At 30.6% G+C, this 18,241-nt stretch carries 23 protein-coding genes; all 23 read right to left on the reverse strand.

What is annotated here, in order from left to right; all coding sequences use genetic code 11:
• Positions 1–3: 3 nt before the first annotated feature.
• Positions 4–303 carry a flagellar hook-basal body complex protein FliE gene (fliE, locus tag HNR33_RS04100; RefSeq protein WP_429080323.1) on the reverse strand — a complete coding sequence of 100 codons (300 nt, stop codon included), beginning with the start codon at positions 301–303 and terminating at the stop codon, positions 4–6.
• A gap of 13 nt (positions 304–316) precedes the next feature.
• Complete coding sequence (flgC, locus tag HNR33_RS04105) at positions 317–757, reverse strand: flagellar basal body rod protein FlgC (RefSeq protein ID WP_429080325.1); 441 nt, start codon at positions 755–757, stop codon at positions 317–319.
• A gap of 1 nt (position 758) precedes the next feature.
• Positions 759–1,166 (reverse strand): flagellar basal body rod protein FlgB, encoded by a 408-nt coding sequence (gene flgB, locus HNR33_RS04110; RefSeq protein WP_429080327.1) that lies wholly within the window; start codon positions 1,164–1,166, stop codon positions 759–761.
• Positions 1,167–1,444: 278 nt separating this feature from the next.
• Positions 1,445–2,227 carry a GTP-sensing pleiotropic transcriptional regulator CodY gene (gene codY, locus HNR33_RS04115; RefSeq protein WP_429080329.1) on the reverse strand — a complete coding sequence of 261 codons (783 nt, stop codon included), beginning with the start codon at positions 2,225–2,227 and terminating at the stop codon, positions 1,445–1,447.
• A gap of 98 nt (positions 2,228–2,325) precedes the next feature.
• Positions 2,326–2,457: a hypothetical protein gene (locus HNR33_RS04120; protein ID WP_429080332.1), complete on the reverse strand. Its 132-nt coding sequence runs from the start codon at positions 2,455–2,457 to the stop codon at positions 2,326–2,328.
• Between the two features lie 125 nt (positions 2,458–2,582).
• Positions 2,583–4,658, reverse strand: coding sequence for a type I DNA topoisomerase (topA, locus tag HNR33_RS04125; protein WP_429080333.1), 2,076 nt, complete (start codon positions 4,656–4,658; stop codon positions 2,583–2,585).
• Positions 4,659–4,727: 69 nt separating this feature from the next.
• Positions 4,728–5,819 carry a DNA-processing protein DprA gene (gene dprA / locus HNR33_RS04130; protein WP_429080335.1) on the reverse strand — a complete coding sequence of 364 codons (1,092 nt, stop codon included), beginning with the start codon at positions 5,817–5,819 and terminating at the stop codon, positions 4,728–4,730.
• A 34-nt stretch (positions 5,820–5,853) separates the two neighbouring features.
• On the reverse strand, positions 5,854–6,591 hold the full coding sequence (locus HNR33_RS04135) for a YifB family Mg chelatase-like AAA ATPase (RefSeq protein WP_429080717.1): 738 nt from the start codon (positions 6,589–6,591) through the stop codon (positions 5,854–5,856).
• Positions 6,576–8,342 (reverse strand): recombinase family protein, encoded by a 1,767-nt coding sequence (locus HNR33_RS04140; protein WP_429080339.1) that lies wholly within the window; start codon positions 8,340–8,342, stop codon positions 6,576–6,578. The genes HNR33_RS04135 and HNR33_RS04140 overlap by 16 nt, the downstream gene beginning before the upstream one ends.
• Before the next feature lie 122 nt (positions 8,343–8,464).
• Positions 8,465–9,316, reverse strand: coding sequence for a hypothetical protein (locus HNR33_RS04145; RefSeq protein ID WP_429080343.1), 852 nt, complete (start codon positions 9,314–9,316; stop codon positions 8,465–8,467).
• A gap of 107 nt (positions 9,317–9,423) precedes the next feature.
• Positions 9,424–11,547: a phage tail tape measure protein gene (locus HNR33_RS04150; protein WP_429080346.1), complete on the reverse strand. Its 2,124-nt coding sequence runs from the start codon at positions 11,545–11,547 to the stop codon at positions 9,424–9,426.
• A 56-nt stretch (positions 11,548–11,603) separates the two neighbouring features.
• The gene (locus HNR33_RS04155) at positions 11,604–11,825 is read right to left on the reverse strand and encodes a hypothetical protein (protein WP_429080348.1); all 222 of its coding nucleotides are present in this window, start codon (positions 11,823–11,825) and stop codon (positions 11,604–11,606) included.
• A gap of 47 nt (positions 11,826–11,872) precedes the next feature.
• The gene (locus HNR33_RS04160; protein WP_429080350.1) at positions 11,873–12,232 is read right to left on the reverse strand and encodes a hypothetical protein; all 360 of its coding nucleotides are present in this window, start codon (positions 12,230–12,232) and stop codon (positions 11,873–11,875) included.
• Between the two features lie 92 nt (positions 12,233–12,324).
• Complete coding sequence (locus HNR33_RS04165) at positions 12,325–12,873, reverse strand: hypothetical protein (RefSeq protein WP_429080352.1); 549 nt, start codon at positions 12,871–12,873, stop codon at positions 12,325–12,327.
• A gap of 30 nt (positions 12,874–12,903) precedes the next feature.
• Positions 12,904–13,281 (reverse strand): hypothetical protein, encoded by a 378-nt coding sequence (locus tag HNR33_RS04170; RefSeq protein WP_429080355.1) that lies wholly within the window; start codon positions 13,279–13,281, stop codon positions 12,904–12,906.
• The gene (locus tag HNR33_RS04175) at positions 13,274–13,582 is read right to left on the reverse strand and encodes an HK97 gp10 family phage protein (protein WP_429080357.1); all 309 of its coding nucleotides are present in this window, start codon (positions 13,580–13,582) and stop codon (positions 13,274–13,276) included. The genes HNR33_RS04170 and HNR33_RS04175 overlap by 8 nt, the downstream gene beginning before the upstream one ends.
• Positions 13,575–13,889, reverse strand: coding sequence for a hypothetical protein (locus HNR33_RS04180; RefSeq protein WP_429080360.1), 315 nt, complete (start codon positions 13,887–13,889; stop codon positions 13,575–13,577). Before HNR33_RS04180 ends, HNR33_RS04175 begins: the two co-directional genes overlap by 8 nt.
• A gap of 9 nt (positions 13,890–13,898) precedes the next feature.
• Positions 13,899–14,207 (reverse strand): phage head-tail connector protein, encoded by a 309-nt coding sequence (locus HNR33_RS04185; RefSeq protein WP_429080362.1) that lies wholly within the window; start codon positions 14,205–14,207, stop codon positions 13,899–13,901.
• An 8-nt stretch (positions 14,208–14,215) separates the two neighbouring features.
• Positions 14,216–14,368, reverse strand: coding sequence for a hypothetical protein (locus tag HNR33_RS04190; RefSeq protein ID WP_429080364.1), 153 nt, complete (start codon positions 14,366–14,368; stop codon positions 14,216–14,218).
• Between the two features lie 62 nt (positions 14,369–14,430).
• On the reverse strand, positions 14,431–15,261 hold the full coding sequence (locus tag HNR33_RS04195; protein ID WP_429080367.1) for a phage major capsid protein: 831 nt from the start codon (positions 15,259–15,261) through the stop codon (positions 14,431–14,433).
• Between the two features lie 68 nt (positions 15,262–15,329).
• Positions 15,330–15,959, reverse strand: a complete 630-nt coding sequence (locus HNR33_RS04200) for a capsid assembly scaffolding protein Gp46 family protein (RefSeq protein WP_429080368.1) — start codon at positions 15,957–15,959, stop codon at positions 15,330–15,332.
• Positions 15,960–16,075: 116 nt separating this feature from the next.
• Positions 16,076–16,966, reverse strand: a complete 891-nt coding sequence (locus HNR33_RS04205; RefSeq protein WP_429080369.1) for a minor capsid protein — start codon at positions 16,964–16,966, stop codon at positions 16,076–16,078.
• The gene (locus tag HNR33_RS04210; protein ID WP_429080371.1) at positions 16,950–18,239 is read right to left on the reverse strand and encodes a phage portal protein; all 1,290 of its coding nucleotides are present in this window, start codon (positions 18,237–18,239) and stop codon (positions 16,950–16,952) included. The genes HNR33_RS04205 and HNR33_RS04210 overlap by 17 nt, the downstream gene beginning before the upstream one ends.
• Between the last annotated feature and the right edge of the window lie 2 nt (positions 18,240–18,241).

The raw sequence follows: 18,241 nt of genomic DNA on the forward strand, positions 1-18,241 counted from the left end.
ATTTTAAACTTGCATCCTCATGACTTCTTTATATGCATCTACAATTTTATTTCTGACAGTCAGGGTTATTTGCATCGCTATTTTTGCCTTCTCAGCAGCAATAGGAACGTCATGAATATTTGTAATTTGATCAGTAGCTAACAACTTATCGTAGTTATCTGCTTCAATTTGCATATCATTTACTTTGTCTAATGCATTATATAACATACTGCTAAAAGAACTCTCTTTTATCTTATCGTTACTTTTCAGGTTGTTAGTAATTCCTAGATTTTTATCAATATTAGACAAATTGTTAATTTTCATATTCTACCTCCGTTTAGCGGCCAATTTCAAGAGCTTTCATTGCCATAGATTTTGCTGAATTTATAGCTGTCATGTTTGCTTCATATGCTCTAGTAGCTGTAATCATATCAACCATTTCAGTAACGATATCAACATTCGGCATCATGACATATCCATTATTATCTGCATCAGGATGACCTGGCTCGTATACTTTTTTGAAAGGTGTTTTATCTTCTACAATTGAACTAATCTTTACCCCTTGATTTTTGAAAGTGCCAGATGAATATTTCGATAAATATGTAGAAAAAGGTGTTCCTTCTTTCTCTTCAAATACTACCATTTGTCTTCTGTAGGGACTCCCAGTACTTGTCCTTGTAGTATTAGCATTGGCAATGTTTTTTGATATTATGTCCATCCTAGTCCTCTCAGCAGTTAACCCAGTTGCACTAACATTAATGGAATTAAAAATCCCCATACTACTTTCCTCCTTCATTTATAACGGTTTCAATTGTATTAAATTGTCTGGAAATTTGTTTAATTAATGAGTTATACATAATAGTATTTTTAGCTAAATCAGCTGTTTCCACATCAATGTTGACATTATTTCCATCTCTTCGTGTTTTACCACTCATATCTCTTCTGATAAATGGCTCGCTTCCATTTAAATAACTATTTTTAGATATATGCTTGCCATGAGTTGTTGACAATGAAATCCCCTTATTTTCTATCTCATTCATAAGAACATTTTCAAAATCTACAACCATTTTTTTGTATCCAGGTGTATTAACGTTTGCAATATTGCTCGAAATTGCTTCCATACGATTCCATGAACCATCTAAAGCTCTTTTTAAAAAGTCAGTATTACCAAAAACACTATTCAACATATAATCACCTCATTATTCTTACATCTTAATAATATTAGCTATTTTCCATGTAATTTTTTTGTCTATCTATCTCACTCTATTATAATACTATTTATTTTTTTATAATTCTACTTTTTTTATCAAAATTCCTCCTGCCTACCTCGATTTTAGGCAAATATTATCGAATTTAGTCCAATAGAACTACTCCCTCCTAGTTCTATAGTATACTTATAAGTTAATAAACGACTTCGTCAAAAAAAGAAACTGGTCAAAATATATCCACCAGTTTCTTTCTAAACCTATTCTTTTAAAGCTTTTAACTCATCTATAAGTTTTTCATTCAATATCTTTATATGTGTACCTTTCATACCCAAAGATCTTGATTCAATTACTCCTGCACTTTCAAACTTTCTAAGTGCATTGACTATTACAGATCTTGTTATCCCCACTCTATCGGCTATTTTACTAGCTACTAATAGCCCTTCACTTCCTTCTAACTCATTAAAAATATGCTCTACGGCTTCAAGCTCTGAATAAGATAGAGTACCAATAGCCATTTGTACAACAGCTTTTTTCCTTGCTTCTTCTTCTATTTCTTCATTCTTAGACCTCAAAATTTCCATGCCAACTATAGTCGCACTATATTCTACTAGAACTAAGTCATCTTGAGTAAATTCTCTTCCAAATCTAGCTAATACTAAAGTGCCTAGTCTATTTCCACCACTAACAATTGGTATCACCGTTGTTATTTTGTTAGGATAATCACATTTTGATATTTGATCGAATACACAATCTGATATTTCCTGAATGTTCTCTCTTGTTTCGGTAATTTTTAAAAGCTCATCATTATAATCTTTTGGAAATCTCTTTTCTTCTACAATCTCACTTTGAAGTATTCCGCACTCAAATCCTTCATGTAATGCAAATCCTAGCACTCTACCTTTTCTACTAGAAATATATACATTCGCCTCTAATATTTCACATAATATTTTACTTAATTCAGAAAATGACACTGGTTGCGAGCCTGTATTCTGTAAGATTTTATTAAGTCTTCTTGTTTTTTGTAATAAGCTTTCGCTCATAATAATCCTCCTTTATATAATGTAGTTTGAGCATTTTTTATTAGTGTCTTATTCTTAAGTTGTAATAAATATGCTTTTTGTCTATTTTGATATTTTTGTTACTCATCCATCATAAAGGCAATTTTTGCTATTTCAACAATAGCATCTTCATAAAATTGTATTTTTATTCCTTTATTGATCATTTCAGCTTGCATCATAATTATGTCTATTATTAAAACATAGTTAAACATTATAATAATAGTTGCAACAATTTCAATCATAAAACACTATACTATTCAATACAACAAACAAAAGAATACTATCACAATTTTCAATATAGTTCAACATTTATTTGTTAACATTACCGACACTAATCTTAATGTTTTTCTTGATAACTACAATTTTCGTTAATACATTTGATAGTTACACCCTTTTTTGAACTCTTTTCTACTAGCAAGCTGTCACAATCTGGACATTTTTTTTCTAGCGGCTTATCCCAAGAAACGAAGTCACATTCTGGATAATTGCTGCACCCGTAAAATTTTCTACCCCTTTTTGACTTCCTCTCAACGATGTCTCCATTACATTTAGGGCACTTTACACCTATATCTTGAACTAATGGCTTTGTATTCTTACACTCTGGATATCCTGGGCACGCTAAAAATTTACCATATCTTCCAAATTTTATTATCATATATTTGCCACATTTCTCACACTTAACATCTGAAACTTCCTCTTGAATTTCAATTTTGCTAATTTCATTTTCAGCAACGTCTAAATCTTTCTTAAAATCTTTATAGAAATCTTCAATTACTTTAGTCCAGTATAATTCTCCTTCTTCTATTTTATCAAGTTGCTGTTCCATATCTGCTGTAAATTCCTCGTTTACAATTCGACTAAAATACTGCTTTAATATTTCAGTTACAATTATACCTAATTCTGTTGGCTTAAAAGATTTTTTATCTAAAATAACATATCCTCTACTTAAAATCGTGCTTATTGTTGGTGCATAAGTGCTAGGCCTACCTATTCCAAGCTCTTCTAAAGTTTTGACTAACGAAGCTTCACTATATCTTGCAGGTGGTTGTGTAAAATGCTGCTGAGGATCTATATTCTTTAGCTTAGCCTCCTCACCCACCTCAAGATCAGGTATCATTATTTCTTTATCTTCATCAGCAATATTGTAAACCTTAAGAAATCCATCGAAAACTAGTTTTGATCCAGTAGCTTTAAAAATATAATCTGACACTGATATTTTTACAGATAGTGTTTCATAAAGAGCTGGACTCATTTGGCTAGCTACAAATCGCTCCCATATCAGTTTATATAATTTATACTGGTCTTTTTTTAGAGAATCCTTAATCGAATTTGGTGTTCTAAAAACCGAAGTCGGTCTTATAGCCTCATGAGCATCTTGAATATCCTTTTTTTTACCACCCTTAGGCTTATTGCCTTTTGAAAGATATTTTTCTCCATAGTTATCATTAATAAAACTGGTTGTATTGCCTATAGCCTCATCAGAAATTCTAGTAGAATCAGTTCTAATATAAGATATTAAACCTACACTTCCTTCACCTTTAATATCAACACCCTCGTACAATTGTTGAGCAATTATCATAGTTTTTTTAGTAGAAAATCCTATCCTCTTTACCGCATCTTGTTGTAAACTACTTGTAGTATATGCAGGATAAGGACTTCTTTTTCTATTTCCTTTTTTAACATCGATAATAGTGAACTTTTCTCCTTGAATGTTTTGAATAACTTTATCAACATCTTCTTTAGAGTTCAATTCGACTTTTTGCTCTTTTCCATCAACACTTATACCATAGAAAGTAGCTTTATATTTAAACTTGCTTTTCAGTAAATAAGCGTCTAACGACCAATATTCTTTTGGAATAAACTGCTCTATTTCGTTCTCTCTGTCACATATTAGTTTAGTAGCAATAGACTGAACTCTACCAGCACTTAATCCTTTTCTTACTTTCTTCCATAAAAGTGGGCTAATTTTATATCCTACCAATCTATCCAACACTCTTCTTGCTTGTTGAGCATCTACTAAATCTTTATTAATCTTTCTGGGATTCTTTATTGCATTAGTTATGGCACTTTTGGTAATCTCATTAAATTCTATCCTTATATTTTTTGTTTCATCTATGTTTAAAATATTAGCTAAATGCCATGAAATTGCTTCTCCTTCTCTATCTGGGTCAGTGGCTAAAAAAACACTGTTTGCTTTCTTTGCTTCTGCCCTTAGTTCTTTTAAAACTGGACCTTTGCCCCTAATTGTTATATATTCAGGATTAAATTTATTCTCTATATCAATCCCTAATTTACTTTTAGGTAAATCTCTTACATGTCCTACAGATGCTTTAACTTGGTATTTTTTACCTAAGAATTTTGCAATCGTCTTTGCTTTTGCAGGTGATTCAACTATAACTAAATTTTTTGCCAAATAATCCACCCCCGAATACCATAATGCTTGTTATTATATCAAAAATGATATTTTTAGTCTACATGACTCTCACCGAATCGTAAATACTTTGCCAGGCAATTGTCTTATTAAGTTTTTCATCTCTAATATAGTTAATATGCTATTTGTTTTTGAAATATCTATTCCTGTAAGATAAGATATCATGTCACAATGAACAGGCTTTTCACTTATACATTTAAGTATCATAAATTCATTTTCACTTAATGAACTATAATCAACTTCCTCTTTCTTAAAATCTTTATATTTTTGTTTTATTTCGCCAATTTCCTCAACAATATCTTCTACTGACATCAATAGTTTTGCGCCATCTTTAATTAATAAATTAGTTCCTCTGCTATAAATACTGTTTATATTACCTGGTAGTGCAAACACATCCTTACCTTGTTCAATAGCATGGTTAGCAGTTATCAATGATCCACTCTTATCACTTGCTTCTATTACTATTACTCCTAGAGAAAGTCCACTAATTATTCTGTTCCTTTGAGGAAAATTCTGAGGTAACGGTCTAGTCCCTAATGGAAATTCAGATATTATACATCCATTATTAAGAATTTTGTTGTATAGCTCTCTATTTGAACTAGGGTATACTATATCAACTCCACATCCCAATACTGCAATAGTTTTAGCATTTGCATTAAGTGCACTTGTATGAACTTGTGTATCTATGCCTCTTGCAAGTCCACTTACTATAGTAATCCCCATCCTGCCAAGTTCATCAGCAAATCTTTCAGCCGCCCATTTGCCATATGCAGTTGCTTTTCTAGAGCCAACTATTGCAATTGATATATTATCGATAGATATTAGCTCGCCCATGACATATAACACTTTTGGGCTATCATAAATATTTAACAAAGAGACTGGATAACGTTCGTCCAAAATCGTCACAACCGTAGCGCCTGATTTTTTAATTTTTTCACATAATTCTTCATAATATACATCATCTCTATATTTTAAGATTTCATGTTTAGTTTTTTCATTAATTCCATTAATATTCAAAATATCTTCCTTTGATACATACCAAATTGAACTTATATCTGTAAAATACTCTTCTATCTTATCGATAGATCTATTAGTAATGCCATTAATACTATTTAACCAAATTAAAACATCCCTCTTATCCATAATGTTACCTGCCTTTAATAAGAAATATCATATACTATCGAAATCTTCTGTCCAAAGTTCTATATTGAATAGCCTCTGCTATATGATGCTCTTGTATTATTTCTTCATCATCAATATCAGCTATGGTTCTTGCAATCTTTAAAACTTTATTGTATGCTCGAGCACTAAGTCCTAGCTGTAAAAAAGCATCTTTCAAAAGCTTTTTACTTTTAGTATTGAGCATGCAATATTTATTAATATTTTTAGGTGATAATTCAGAATTAGAAAATATTTTTTCTTTTCTATACCTAGATAATTGAATGTTTCTAGCCTTATTAACTCTTTTTTTGATTTCTTGTGATGACTCGACTTTGTTACGCTTTTCATTTTCAAGGTCTTTATATTCTATAGGAGAAGCTTCTACATGTATATCAATTCTATCTAATAAAGGCCCACTAATTTTTCCTAAATACTTTTCGATACTTCTTTGACTACAAGTGCACTCGTGGAGGGCATCACCATAATAGCCACAAGGGCAAGGATTCATGCTGGCTACTAGCATAAACTTGGCTGGATATGTAAGTGATGCACTAATTCTTGAAACAGAAACTATTCCATCTTCCATTGGCTGTCTTAATACTTCAATAACGCTTTTTTTAAACTCAGGAAGCTCATCTAAAAACAAAACGCCATAGTGTGCTAAAGAAATTTCTCCCGGTCTTGGAACTCTACCTCCCCCTACAAGCGATACATCTGATATAGTTGTATAAAGGGTGTCTATTTTTTCTTTAATAACATTTCTCTATACTTGTGGAATATATCTTGCGGTGTAGTATCAAGGAAATTCCACTCTATTTGCATTTTTACTGTTTTATCTCCATACATTAACTTTAAAAACTCAATTACATCTTTACTTTCAAGAATTTTTTTAATATTCTCATCTTTTATATTCTCTAACATATCTCTATTTCCTGCAAATTCATCTAAAATATTCTCGAATATTTCCTTATTCTCTAAATCCTCTTCAATATTATATACATGGATTTTGTTAATTATTTTTTTCAATATTGCATTAGATAAGTTGTTAATATCAATTTCTTTTAAATATTTAACATATTGATTATATTTGTGTTTAACTTTTTCAATTTCTATATTAATATACTTCAATTTATTTAATTCACTTTCTTTTTCTTTTATTTCTTCTCTTAAAATATCATTTCTATTTTGATATTCTTCTTTATCAATAATTTCTTCAGCTAACAATTCAAAGTTTAGCTTCTGTTGTTTTTTTAACTTCAATAATATAGTCTCTAGTTCTTCTTTTCTAGAATCTAAATTATCAGTACTATAATTAACTTCAATATACTCATCTAAAGTTTTATTAAAGTCAATTTTATTTTCCTTTATTTTTGATATTTCAGTTTTTACAAAACTAATAACTTCGCTTTCTCTAATAGCATTTCTATATTTACATCTGTCTTTTCCGTACATATCATTTAATCTACATACCCATTCATAACCTAAATTATTACTTGTGCTATCTTTTCTCCTATAGGTTCTTATTTTTTTTCTTTTCATAGCATTTTTACAGTTATGACAATATAGAATATTGCTTAATAGATGTTTATTAGAAGGTCTATTATTATTTTTCTTAAACATTTCACTTCTTTTCTTTATTTCCGATTGTGTTTCTTTAAATGTTTCGTCATCAATTATTCTTAGTTCTTCTTTTATATTTATAATTTGCTCATCTTCAGGTATTTTTTTAAAGTCTTTTCTATTAACATCATTCGTTACAACTGTATGTGTAATCTGTTTGCCTATATATAGTTCATTCTCTAGTATCCTTGCAACCTGTGTTTGACTCCATTTAACACCCTTTTTTGTTTTAATATTTCTACTATTTAATTCACGTGCGATTTTTTGACTTCCATAGCCTTCATTTAAATATAATCTATATATTTCTTTTATAACATCTGATTCGTTTCTATTTACCTTTAAATATCCACTTTCTATATCATACCCGAATGGAAGTCCAGCGTTCCATTTTCCTTGCTCTTGTGCTTTTCTAATACCAAACTGTATTGCACTGCTTTTTAGCCTACTCTCCTCTTGTGCAGTTGACATAAGCATATTCAATACCATTTCATTAGCAGGATTTAAACTATTTAGATTTCCATCTTCAAATATTACTCCTACTCCCAAAACTTTTAAATCTTTTAATGCTTTTGTACCATCCTCAACTGAGCGTGTCCATCTTGTAACATTCTTTACAAATATAGTATCGAATCTCTTTGCTCTAGCATCTTCTATCATTTGGTTAAAAGCATCCCTATTCTTTGCACTAGTGCCAGTAATCCCTTCGTCAGCGTATATGCCTTTTAATACTTCTTTTATCTTATCTCTCTTATTTAATAATCCTACATCTGCTATATCATATCCTTTTTCTTTGAACATTTGCATATAGTGCTTTTTTTGTGCTTCTAAGCTATTTTTTTGATCGTTACTGTCCGTACTTACTCTACAATATGCAACTACTTTCATTATCTTTCCTCCCTATACATTATCTATGTTTATGTTATTATCATACCACATTTAAAATATGTAATACAAATTCAAAAAAATAGGTAGAGAAAAAATCCCTACCTATATATATAGCAATCTTTTTACCACGCCACTACTTCAATTGTCTTTTCAACAAACACACTCTCATCATCACTTAATGTAGCTTTCAATGTATATTCACCCAAACTATAATCACCTGCATCAGCCGTTATAGTACAAGTTGTACCTGTTGTACTATCTATTTTCAACCTACTATTACTTACAGACCATATAACTGATTTATCATTAACCAAAACACCATTATTATAGATATTTGTCGTATAAGTTTTAGTTTCTAGAATAGCAATTTCACTATCGCCCACTATCTCAATACTATATCCATCTTGAGTTGGTGGATCAACTGGAACTTCTGGCTCAACATAATCTGCAACTTCATTTTCTTTATCATCATTAGTATTAAATTCACTAAAATCACAATTCAGTATCAATAATCCTGGTCTAGTCTTGTCTATTCCTACAACTTTCCAAGCACTACCCATCTTAATAAATCTTTTTCCTTCTATTATATATGTAGTTTCCGCATCATCTTTCAATGTCACTCTAATTTTCTTATTTGGTAATGTTAAATATTGCCCTGTTTCAATATCAAATATCTTGCTCTCAATAATAGCAGGAAATTCTTTTATTTCTTCATTTATAAAGAACTTAATATTAAAATCGGCTTGTCTTATTCTTGCTCTATAATTTTCTTTATTTCTATCAATTTGACTAATAATAAGATAATTAATTCCCTCGTATTCAACTATATCTCCTGTTTTAATCTCATAAATAGTTACAATATACTTATCTGCATAGTAATTTAATGTATCACTTGTATCTTCTAATATTGCAGATGTTTCAGTATTATTAATTAATACAATCTCACTATCTTTCCAATTCAAATTATTAAGCATAATAACACTCCTTTATATTCTGGATTCGGTAATTTACCGATTCTAATTTGCAAAAACAAAAAATATGGGCTTACCCTTGATGAGTAAACCCTAATATATATGCTCTCCTATGTTAATTTAGGTTTAAAACCTGCAAGCTTTAATACTTCCATCAAATCCTTAGAAACATTCTTAGATATGTTGTTAAGTTTAGGTATAGTGTCTTTGTCTAAATTACCTTTTACATCTACTTGTAGCATTCTATCAATTTTTAACTCGATGGGTTGTTGCTTATTAGGTTGACTACCACTAGTATACGGATTGTATTTAGCTGGAATTATAGCCTCTCCACGATGGACAAAAGCTAACTGGTCACTCGGTACGAAAGGCGTACCGACATCATATGAAGGTATGTTATAACCACCCGTAATTGTTCTAGTTGTACTACTTGTACTATTTGATTTACTCATTTCATCGTTGCTTTTTCTCCAGAACATTAGTTTATCCTTTAACCAATCTACCGTATCGGATACCCAACCTTTTATATCACTCCAAGTAGTTTTCAAGCCATCCCAAAGAAAATTAAACAACGCTGAACCTATATTTGAAAAACTTTTACCTAATCCTCTAAACCAATCAAATAGAGAATTAAAAATATCACTAAACCATGAAGTAACGCTATTCCATACATTTTTAAAAGCATTCCAAATGCCAGTCATTATGTTCGTAGCTATTGTTTTTAATACATCTATTGCTATTGTAAGTACTAGCTTAATTGCTTCTATAGATATGTCAAAAATATTTTTTATCATTTGAAAGAAATTACTTGTTATACCTGCTAGAGCGTTCCCCATACCTTCCCAATCGCCTTTAAAGAGTGCAATAAAAAAATCGAATACGCCCTTTATAATATTTAAGAAGCTTTCAATATTTTCTTTAACAGCTGCCATATACTTTTGAGTAAATGCCGTTATTTCTTCTCCCCAGTTTTGCCAAATCCACTTAGCAAAATCTACAAATGCTTGAATAAATCCCTGTATAGATTCTATGACTGAGCCAATAATGTCTTTAATACCTGAAAATGAACTATCTGTAGATGATTCCATATCACCGAATACAGATATAACACCTTTAATCAACTGAATAAATGGACTAATTATTGTTCCAATAAAGCCTATTGCCCCTTCTACATGACTAACTATAGTTGGTAAGTTACCAGTTACCCATGTAAGAATTTCATTTACAATAGGCATAAATTTCTCACCAATTTCTTGAACAAGTCCTCCAAACATCTTTTTAGCTAAATCTAATTGAACATTGAAATTCCCATCAAATGAGTCACTCACACTAGAAACAGTTCCTTCTGCTTCCTGCATAGTCACAATAAAATCATCTAGATTTTTAGTTCCATCTAATACGTTACTCATCGCAACTCCTGCACGTGATCCGAATAATTCTACCGCCTTTTGTGCTCTTTGAGTTGGGTCTTGAATAGCTTGTATTTCTTCAAGCATCTTCTTAAAAGCTTCTGGACTTTCAACTTCCTTAGCTGCAAAAGTGAATGCTTGTACACTTGAACTTGCATCTAGTCCAGCCTGAGCAAACATATTCATATAACCATTTGTTTCTTCAAATGATAATCCAAGAGCCTTAGCGCTTGGTGCTACTTGATTTAATGCACTTTGAACACCGCCTAAATCAGTTCCAAAATCCTGACTAGACTTTTTCAACATATCTAAAGTGCCAACCATTTCTTCACTAGTTAAATTCCATGCATCACCAATTTTATCAATAGATTTAACAACTTCAACATTATCTTGACTTGTTGTTTTTGCATAATCCATAAATGCCTGTTGGCTATTTTTTATCTCATCTGTTGTTAATCCCATAGCCTGTTTTAATGCTTCACTTGTTGCAACTATATCTTCCATACTATCTGTATTCACTTTATATAAATCTTGACTTAGTTTTCTAATCTCATCGACTTCACTTGCAGTTGCACCAGTTGAACTAGCGAATTTACTCATTTGTTCATCTAAATCAGCTGTAGCACTAATACCTTTTGCTATTGTTCCTGTTATAGCTGCACCTACCGCTACTAATCCACCTGCAATGGAAACTTTCATCCAATTTGACAATCCACCTAATTTATTTTTTAAAGTTCCATCTGCTTGATCTAAACCTTTATCGAAATTACTTAAATCCATTTCAACTGGAAATACATATTTAGTTAAATCTATTACGTTTGCCACATTGTTACACCTCCCAAAATTTGGGTAAAAAAATAAGGATAGCCGATTTTATACGACTACCCTGATATATAATCTTTAGAACTTCTTAATTTATCCCATTCAGGCTCAGTTTGATATAATGTTCCTTCCTTATATAATACTTTTCGCCCTTCTGGTGTTTGTTCTAGTTGCATTATTCTTAAATGTTTTAAAAAAGATAAGAATATTGCGTAAGGCATTTCTATTACTTCTCTATAACCTATACCAATTTCTTTTGAAATAAAAACAACATTCCGCATTATTTCAATTTCTGATTCTCCAACACTTCCCCCAACATTTGAATTACTTACTTGTCCTCCAATTTGGGGGAGTTGAAGTTTGGGTCTTGAGATATCTCTCTAATATGTTCCATCATTTTAGATACAATTAATTTCAAATATCTTAAATCTTTAAGGTTTTTATCTATGTACGTCATATCTATTTCCTTGGACTCATCTAAAGATAATATATCTAATACCATTTGTTTCAATTTATCTAGTGCCTCTATTTCATCTTTTAGTTTCTCCATATCTTGAGAATACTTGAACATCTTTATAGTAAATTCTGTACTTATTTCGCCTGGAATTTCAAAAACATCCTCACATTTAGGCATTTTAAATATTAAAGGCTCTTGTACTAATACACTTAAATCAATTATATTTGCCAATATAAACACGCTCCTTATTATATAAATTCTTTATTTTTTTAACACAGTCGACTAAGTTAAAATACTAAAGGAAGGTCTGTTTGACCCACTTTCTATACAAATGTTTCTTTAATTTCCACTAAGTTACCATCATTATCACTCAACGCAGAAAATTCATAATTTATACTTAATGGATTATCTTTGTCGAATGTAAATTGAAAACCTTTGGTAGATTGTGCTTTATAGATATTTACTATTAATTCACCACTTCCATCTTTCTTCTTATGTATAAATCTAAGATAATTTACAGGTATCATACCTTTGCCACCGATTTTTATTGTTTTAGTTCCTGTCGTTTCATCTGTAGTAACTGTTGCAGGGGCTAAAGTTGCTAAATTGTCAATTACCCATGTCATAATCCCACAATTGAATGTTACCTCTTCATCAGTAACAAAACTCATTATTTTTCCTCTATTAGCTGCTTTAATGTCTTGAATTGTTGGTGTATATGTTAAAGTTGCTCCTGACTCTATTGCACCAATATTTTTTAATGCCACTTCAATTACTTCTTCGGTTGCAGTTTCTACATTGTCAACTTTACCTAGATATAATTCACCACTACCCAATACTATAGGGTCAGCCTCTTGATAATGTAATGTCATTATAAACACACTCCTTAATAAGATTAATAGTTAAATTTTCAATAAAAAAAAGACAACTGCTAACCAATTGTCTTCAGGCGTTCGGACTTTACCGCCACCATTTAATACCGATATATTTCTAATAGATTTTTCTTCATTTTTAATTATTTTTTCATCTCGTGAATCATTCAAATAAGATATCAACTCTTCTTCAATAGCAATAACCTTTTCTAAATCAGGGCTTTCAATATTGAAAGTCAATTGATATGTTTTAATGAATTTATCCTCTAACAACTTATCTTTTATCACAATAAAAGTAGTATCCTCACACTTTAAAGGTTTCTCTATGTGATATATGCTTTCGCTAGTATCTAGCATATCCATTAATTTAGTATTTTGTTTAAGATGTTGCCTTAATAACTTAATCACTAGACAACACCTCCTTAATTTTCCTTCTAATAGACTCTAGATTTTGGTCAACCGCAGGTTCTAGATATGGTTTCTTTAATTCTGCAAAATAAGCATATTCTACATTAGTCCCAACTTCACCGACAATTTTGTCATCCTCTTCTTTAACATCGTGAGTAATTGACCTTCTTAATGTACCCGTATCAACTGGACACATTAACTTTGCATCAGCTTCAATCATTAGCAATCCTTCTTCTAATGCCTTTTTTGCTTTCTCTCTCATATCTTTTTTAGCCTGTTCAATAGTTTTCCCTTTAGTCATCTATCATCACTTCCCAACACGAGTCCCAAGGAATAATATTTACAACACTAAAAACAGTTTTTTTATCTTTAAATGGTTCTTGATAACTAACAGAAGTACCTAATGTTATCAATGGTTCAGGGTCACAGAAAACACGATATTTAACATCTTCATTAAAAGCATAATCCTTGTATGCAAGTTGTTTAGAATAAGACTGAACATCACAATCTATAGTTTTAACAACAATATCTTCACCATCAACCCATCTACCACTATCATTTAATTGTCCTGTATTGCCAATAATTTCAATCTCTTTATCATAAAACATTACTATCACCTACCCTATTACTCGAATAAAAGGTAATGGTAAAGTGGCTTTAATGCTTTCAGGAATACCATCTTTTAACGTTTTACTTCTACTTCCTTGAGATTGTTGTAAGATTCCTTCATCTTTTCGGTTTCTATAGAAGAATACAGCTAAACTAGCTATTTGTTCTTGAAATTTTACCATGTCGGTAGCCCAATTTAATTCAGAATAGTTCAAATGATTTTTAATAGCATTTTCAGCTTTATTAAGATAATGATTTAATACAATATCTTTACTTGTATCAGTAATCTCTAATAATTCTTTCATCAACTCTATCATCTAATCACCTACTTCTTTTTAGTAGATTTCTTTTCTTCTTTAACCTTTTTATCTACTTTTTCTTTTATTTCTTCATAATTATCATCTTTACTTAGTCGTTTAATCATTTCTTTATCTGTAATTTCCCACTTTAAGCCTGTTGTCTTATTCAAAAACCACATAAATATCAACTCCTTATACAATAATAGAATAGAAAAGAGGGGATTAACCCCTCAATCTATTACTACTTCTTATTAATTGTCATAACTGCTAATGCTTCAGGCTTAACAACTTTAGCACCGTAAAGTTGAAGTCCTTTAACTGCATCTGCAAAACCTTTCTCTGGTCTATATGCTTCAACACTATCAATTTGTTGTGCAAATGATATAGCACTCTTATGTCCTGCTACTACTTTATATTTAGCACCCGCAGTATTAGGAACGTTATTAGAAGTATAAACTTTCATACCGTTTACATCTCCTATATAGCCAGTGGCTAATACATTAGCATCTTTTGTAAATCTAGGGTCTTTTTGAAGTAATCCATAGAAGAATTCTGGCACTACAACAAATCTATCAGATTTAGGAACATTATTTTCGCTTAAAATAACACCTAAATCAACTAAATAGTCATAAGCATTATCTTTAGTAGGTACTATTGGAGTAGTATCATCACCAATTGTATTTCCTGCTTTAACTCCTGTATATAGACTTGCTATGTATTGATCCATTACATCAGCTAAACCATAAGCTGCTTCTTTCATTCCACCATCTAACAAATTAACATTAGCCTGAGCCTTATCAATATCTTCAACCTTAAAATTGAAGAATTTAGCTTGATCTACTGTTAAAGATGTTTGAGTAGAATCTAACTCTTCAGGGTCACCAGTCCCAGTTGCTTTATCAAAAGTTCCTATAGTTACTGCACCTATAGTATTAATCTTAACTGTACTACCTTGTCCGCTTATTTCTCCTTCGTAATCTGTATTAACGATATTACCGAAAACTAAAGATTTCTTTAAACTCTCATTAAGTCTTGCACTCCAGATTGTTGGTATAAAATTTGTAACTGCCATATTTAAACACGCTCCTTAAAATTATTAATTAATAGTGCTTTATTTAGTGTCTAAGCCCGAAAAGACAATTATTTATTTTGCTTTAATACTTGTTGTACTGCATCCCAATTCTTATTAATTTCTTCGGGACTCATACTCTTAATTTGCTCTAATGTAAATGTCTTACCATCTCCACCTTTTGGCGGTGTATAGTTGTCCTTCTTTAATCTCTCTTGAACTTTCTTCTCAACTGCTTTATTAACTATTTCCATTAACTTATCAGCTTTTTCTTTAACCTCTTCTTCATTAGTTCCGACTATATAATCAACGAAATCTAAGTCATAGTCTTTTTCTTTGAAATAGTCAATTTTAGATATTTTGAGTTCATACTGTTTAAGAGTATTTTCTCTTTCAGCCAACTCTCTTTCTTTTTCCTTCTGTAATTCTTCAGCCGTCATAGATGCCTTTTTCTTTTCATCTTCCAATTTCTGCTTATATTCTTTGTCTTTTTTCTTAATAGCATCTGTAACACGCTTATCTGCATAAGAATCCATGTATTTCTTAAAATCTGGATTTTCAAGAATTTTCTTTATATCAAACTCTATTTCATCCTTTTCCTGCTTTTGAGTTTCCTCATCTTGAGTCCCCTCATCGCCTTCTTCTGCAAATAATTGAAGATTAAATTTGTAATTATCACCTAATTTTTTAATTTCTTTCATGTTTATACACGCTCCTTAAATTTAATAGTATCTTGCATTTATCCCTTAATAAGTTATAAATGCAAAACCCTAAATATAAAAAAGCTACCCCGATAATCTTTATCAAAGTAGCTTAATTAGCTAATACCTTTACTTTTTGCCCAATCAGAGTAATTCTGATATGGTATATTCTCTTTTGTTATGTTATCCCTTCTAGTTTTAGGACTCCAGTTTGGCATATAAGGTGCATATGTACATCTGCAATTAGGATGACGGGGGATACTTGGTCTATTAGGATCATCAATACCGAATATTTTGCCGTCATCAGCTGCATCTTCAGGGTTTGTAGTCATATCAAGTGTAGCTATATATAAAACCTTACTTACAAGTCCGCTATCTCTATAAATCTGGTCTTGTGCATTTGATTGAACTCTTGCTAATTCAGTATGGATTAATCGTTTGGATTGATATGCACTTGAACCAAAAGTGTCTTTTATGTCTTTTGCTAGTTTATCTATTTTAGTGCCTTCTTTTATGGCTCTTTCAATATTAGAATATAACTTATTAACTAACCAATCTTTATTTTTCCATATCCTAGAACTAAAATTCTGACCTTCAAAATTAGCATTAACAACCACATCTATAAACTCTGGTCTTAATATCTTAAAGTTAGTTGTAATACTAACACCTTTATCTATTGTATATGCAGTACGATAATAACTATCTTTAAATACATTTGTTAATATTCCTTCTGCGATAGCAACTTCCAAGGGATTAATATTTTTTGCCATCTTAACTAAAGAATTTTCAACCTTCCTCAACTCTTGTAGTTTATCATTTGTAGTCATGTTTAAGCCTTCACTATTAGAATATCTCATATAAATATTACCTAATTCGGCTCTTAATTCATCAAGTGCTTTCTTATATGCTTTTAGTAAAGGTTTTATATCTTTATTAGCTGCTCTTTCCATTAGTTTTTTTATTTCTAGTATTTCATTTTCTAAATCTCTATTATTCTTCATTTTCATCACCAAAATTGATATTATCTAGGTCTACCATTTCAGCCTCTTGCTCAGCCCTTCTCTTCTGAATTTCAACTTGAGGATTTTCGATAAAAGGTAATGTCGATAATAAAGTTTCATCACTAGCTGTTCCTTTTAATTTAGTTATAACATCTGCAAGTCCTGTTAAATCTGTAGGTAAATTTCGTGTAAATTTAATAGCTATATCTCTATAATCGTATTTAATACCTTTGGCTATCTCAACATATCTAAACAAATTCTTTAATCTTTGTTTTATTACGTGTTCCATGAAACTCTCACGCATTGCAACTCTATTTTCTAGATTAAGAAGTTTATTCTTTAATGCTAAAGAACTCGTATTACTAGCCCAATTTTCAGAGAAATTCACTTGGTCACTCAAGTCATAGATTTTTCTTTCAAGATTGTTCAATTCATTCTGTACAAATGTATCATTAATATCCTTTATCAACCATGAAACTTTTGCCCCGTTTGGAACTTGAATAATTCCCATTGATTTCATATTTAACAAATCAGGCTCTTCTATCTTAGCACCTTCAATTACTAAATAAGCATTTCTATGATCTGCAATTTCATTGACTAAATCTGAATTTAAGTTATTATAAGCATCAATTAAAGGTATAATATCTTCAAATCCCGACTTTCTCTCCGTATTTGCGGGGCATACAATAACAGGAACCCTACCAAAGATATGTTCCTTAGTATCTAGTAACTCTAACTTGTTGTCCTTCAAAATCTTATAGATATTTATTCTGTCATCTAAATAAACATCTAAATATTCATTATCATCATCAAATCTTTGTTTATACTTATATAATGCTAATACCGCATTTCTTTCAACAGTTCCATCCTCTAAAACATAAGAGTTTAATGGATTTAAAACAGTCGCACAAAATTCTCCATCTTTATTTACATAGTGTAATTCATAGCTTTCACCGTAAATTTCAGACTCTTTTCTAAGATTGATATTTTGCTCTTTTTCCCAATAACTTGTATTTTTATCAATAACATCAATTATTTCTTGATTTCCACTTTTAGATATGTAATTAATTGGTTTACCAAGTAAATAGCCTGTTTCGGTATCCACAAATTTTCTAGGAAAATTGAACGGAATCTTCATATTTGAACGACTATCTTGCATACTATAAGTTTTATATATATCATGTTTTCCTTCATAGTAATCTTTATATTTTTGATATACTATTTGTTTCTTGTTTAGTTCTTTTAGACATTCTATAATTATATTTTCTGTAATCTCCAAAA

This window comes from Brassicibacter mesophilus, assembly GCF_050433385.1.
In the GTDB taxonomy this organism is placed as follows: domain Bacteria; phylum Bacillota; class Clostridia; order Tissierellales; family Proteiniboraceae; genus Brassicibacter; species Brassicibacter mesophilus.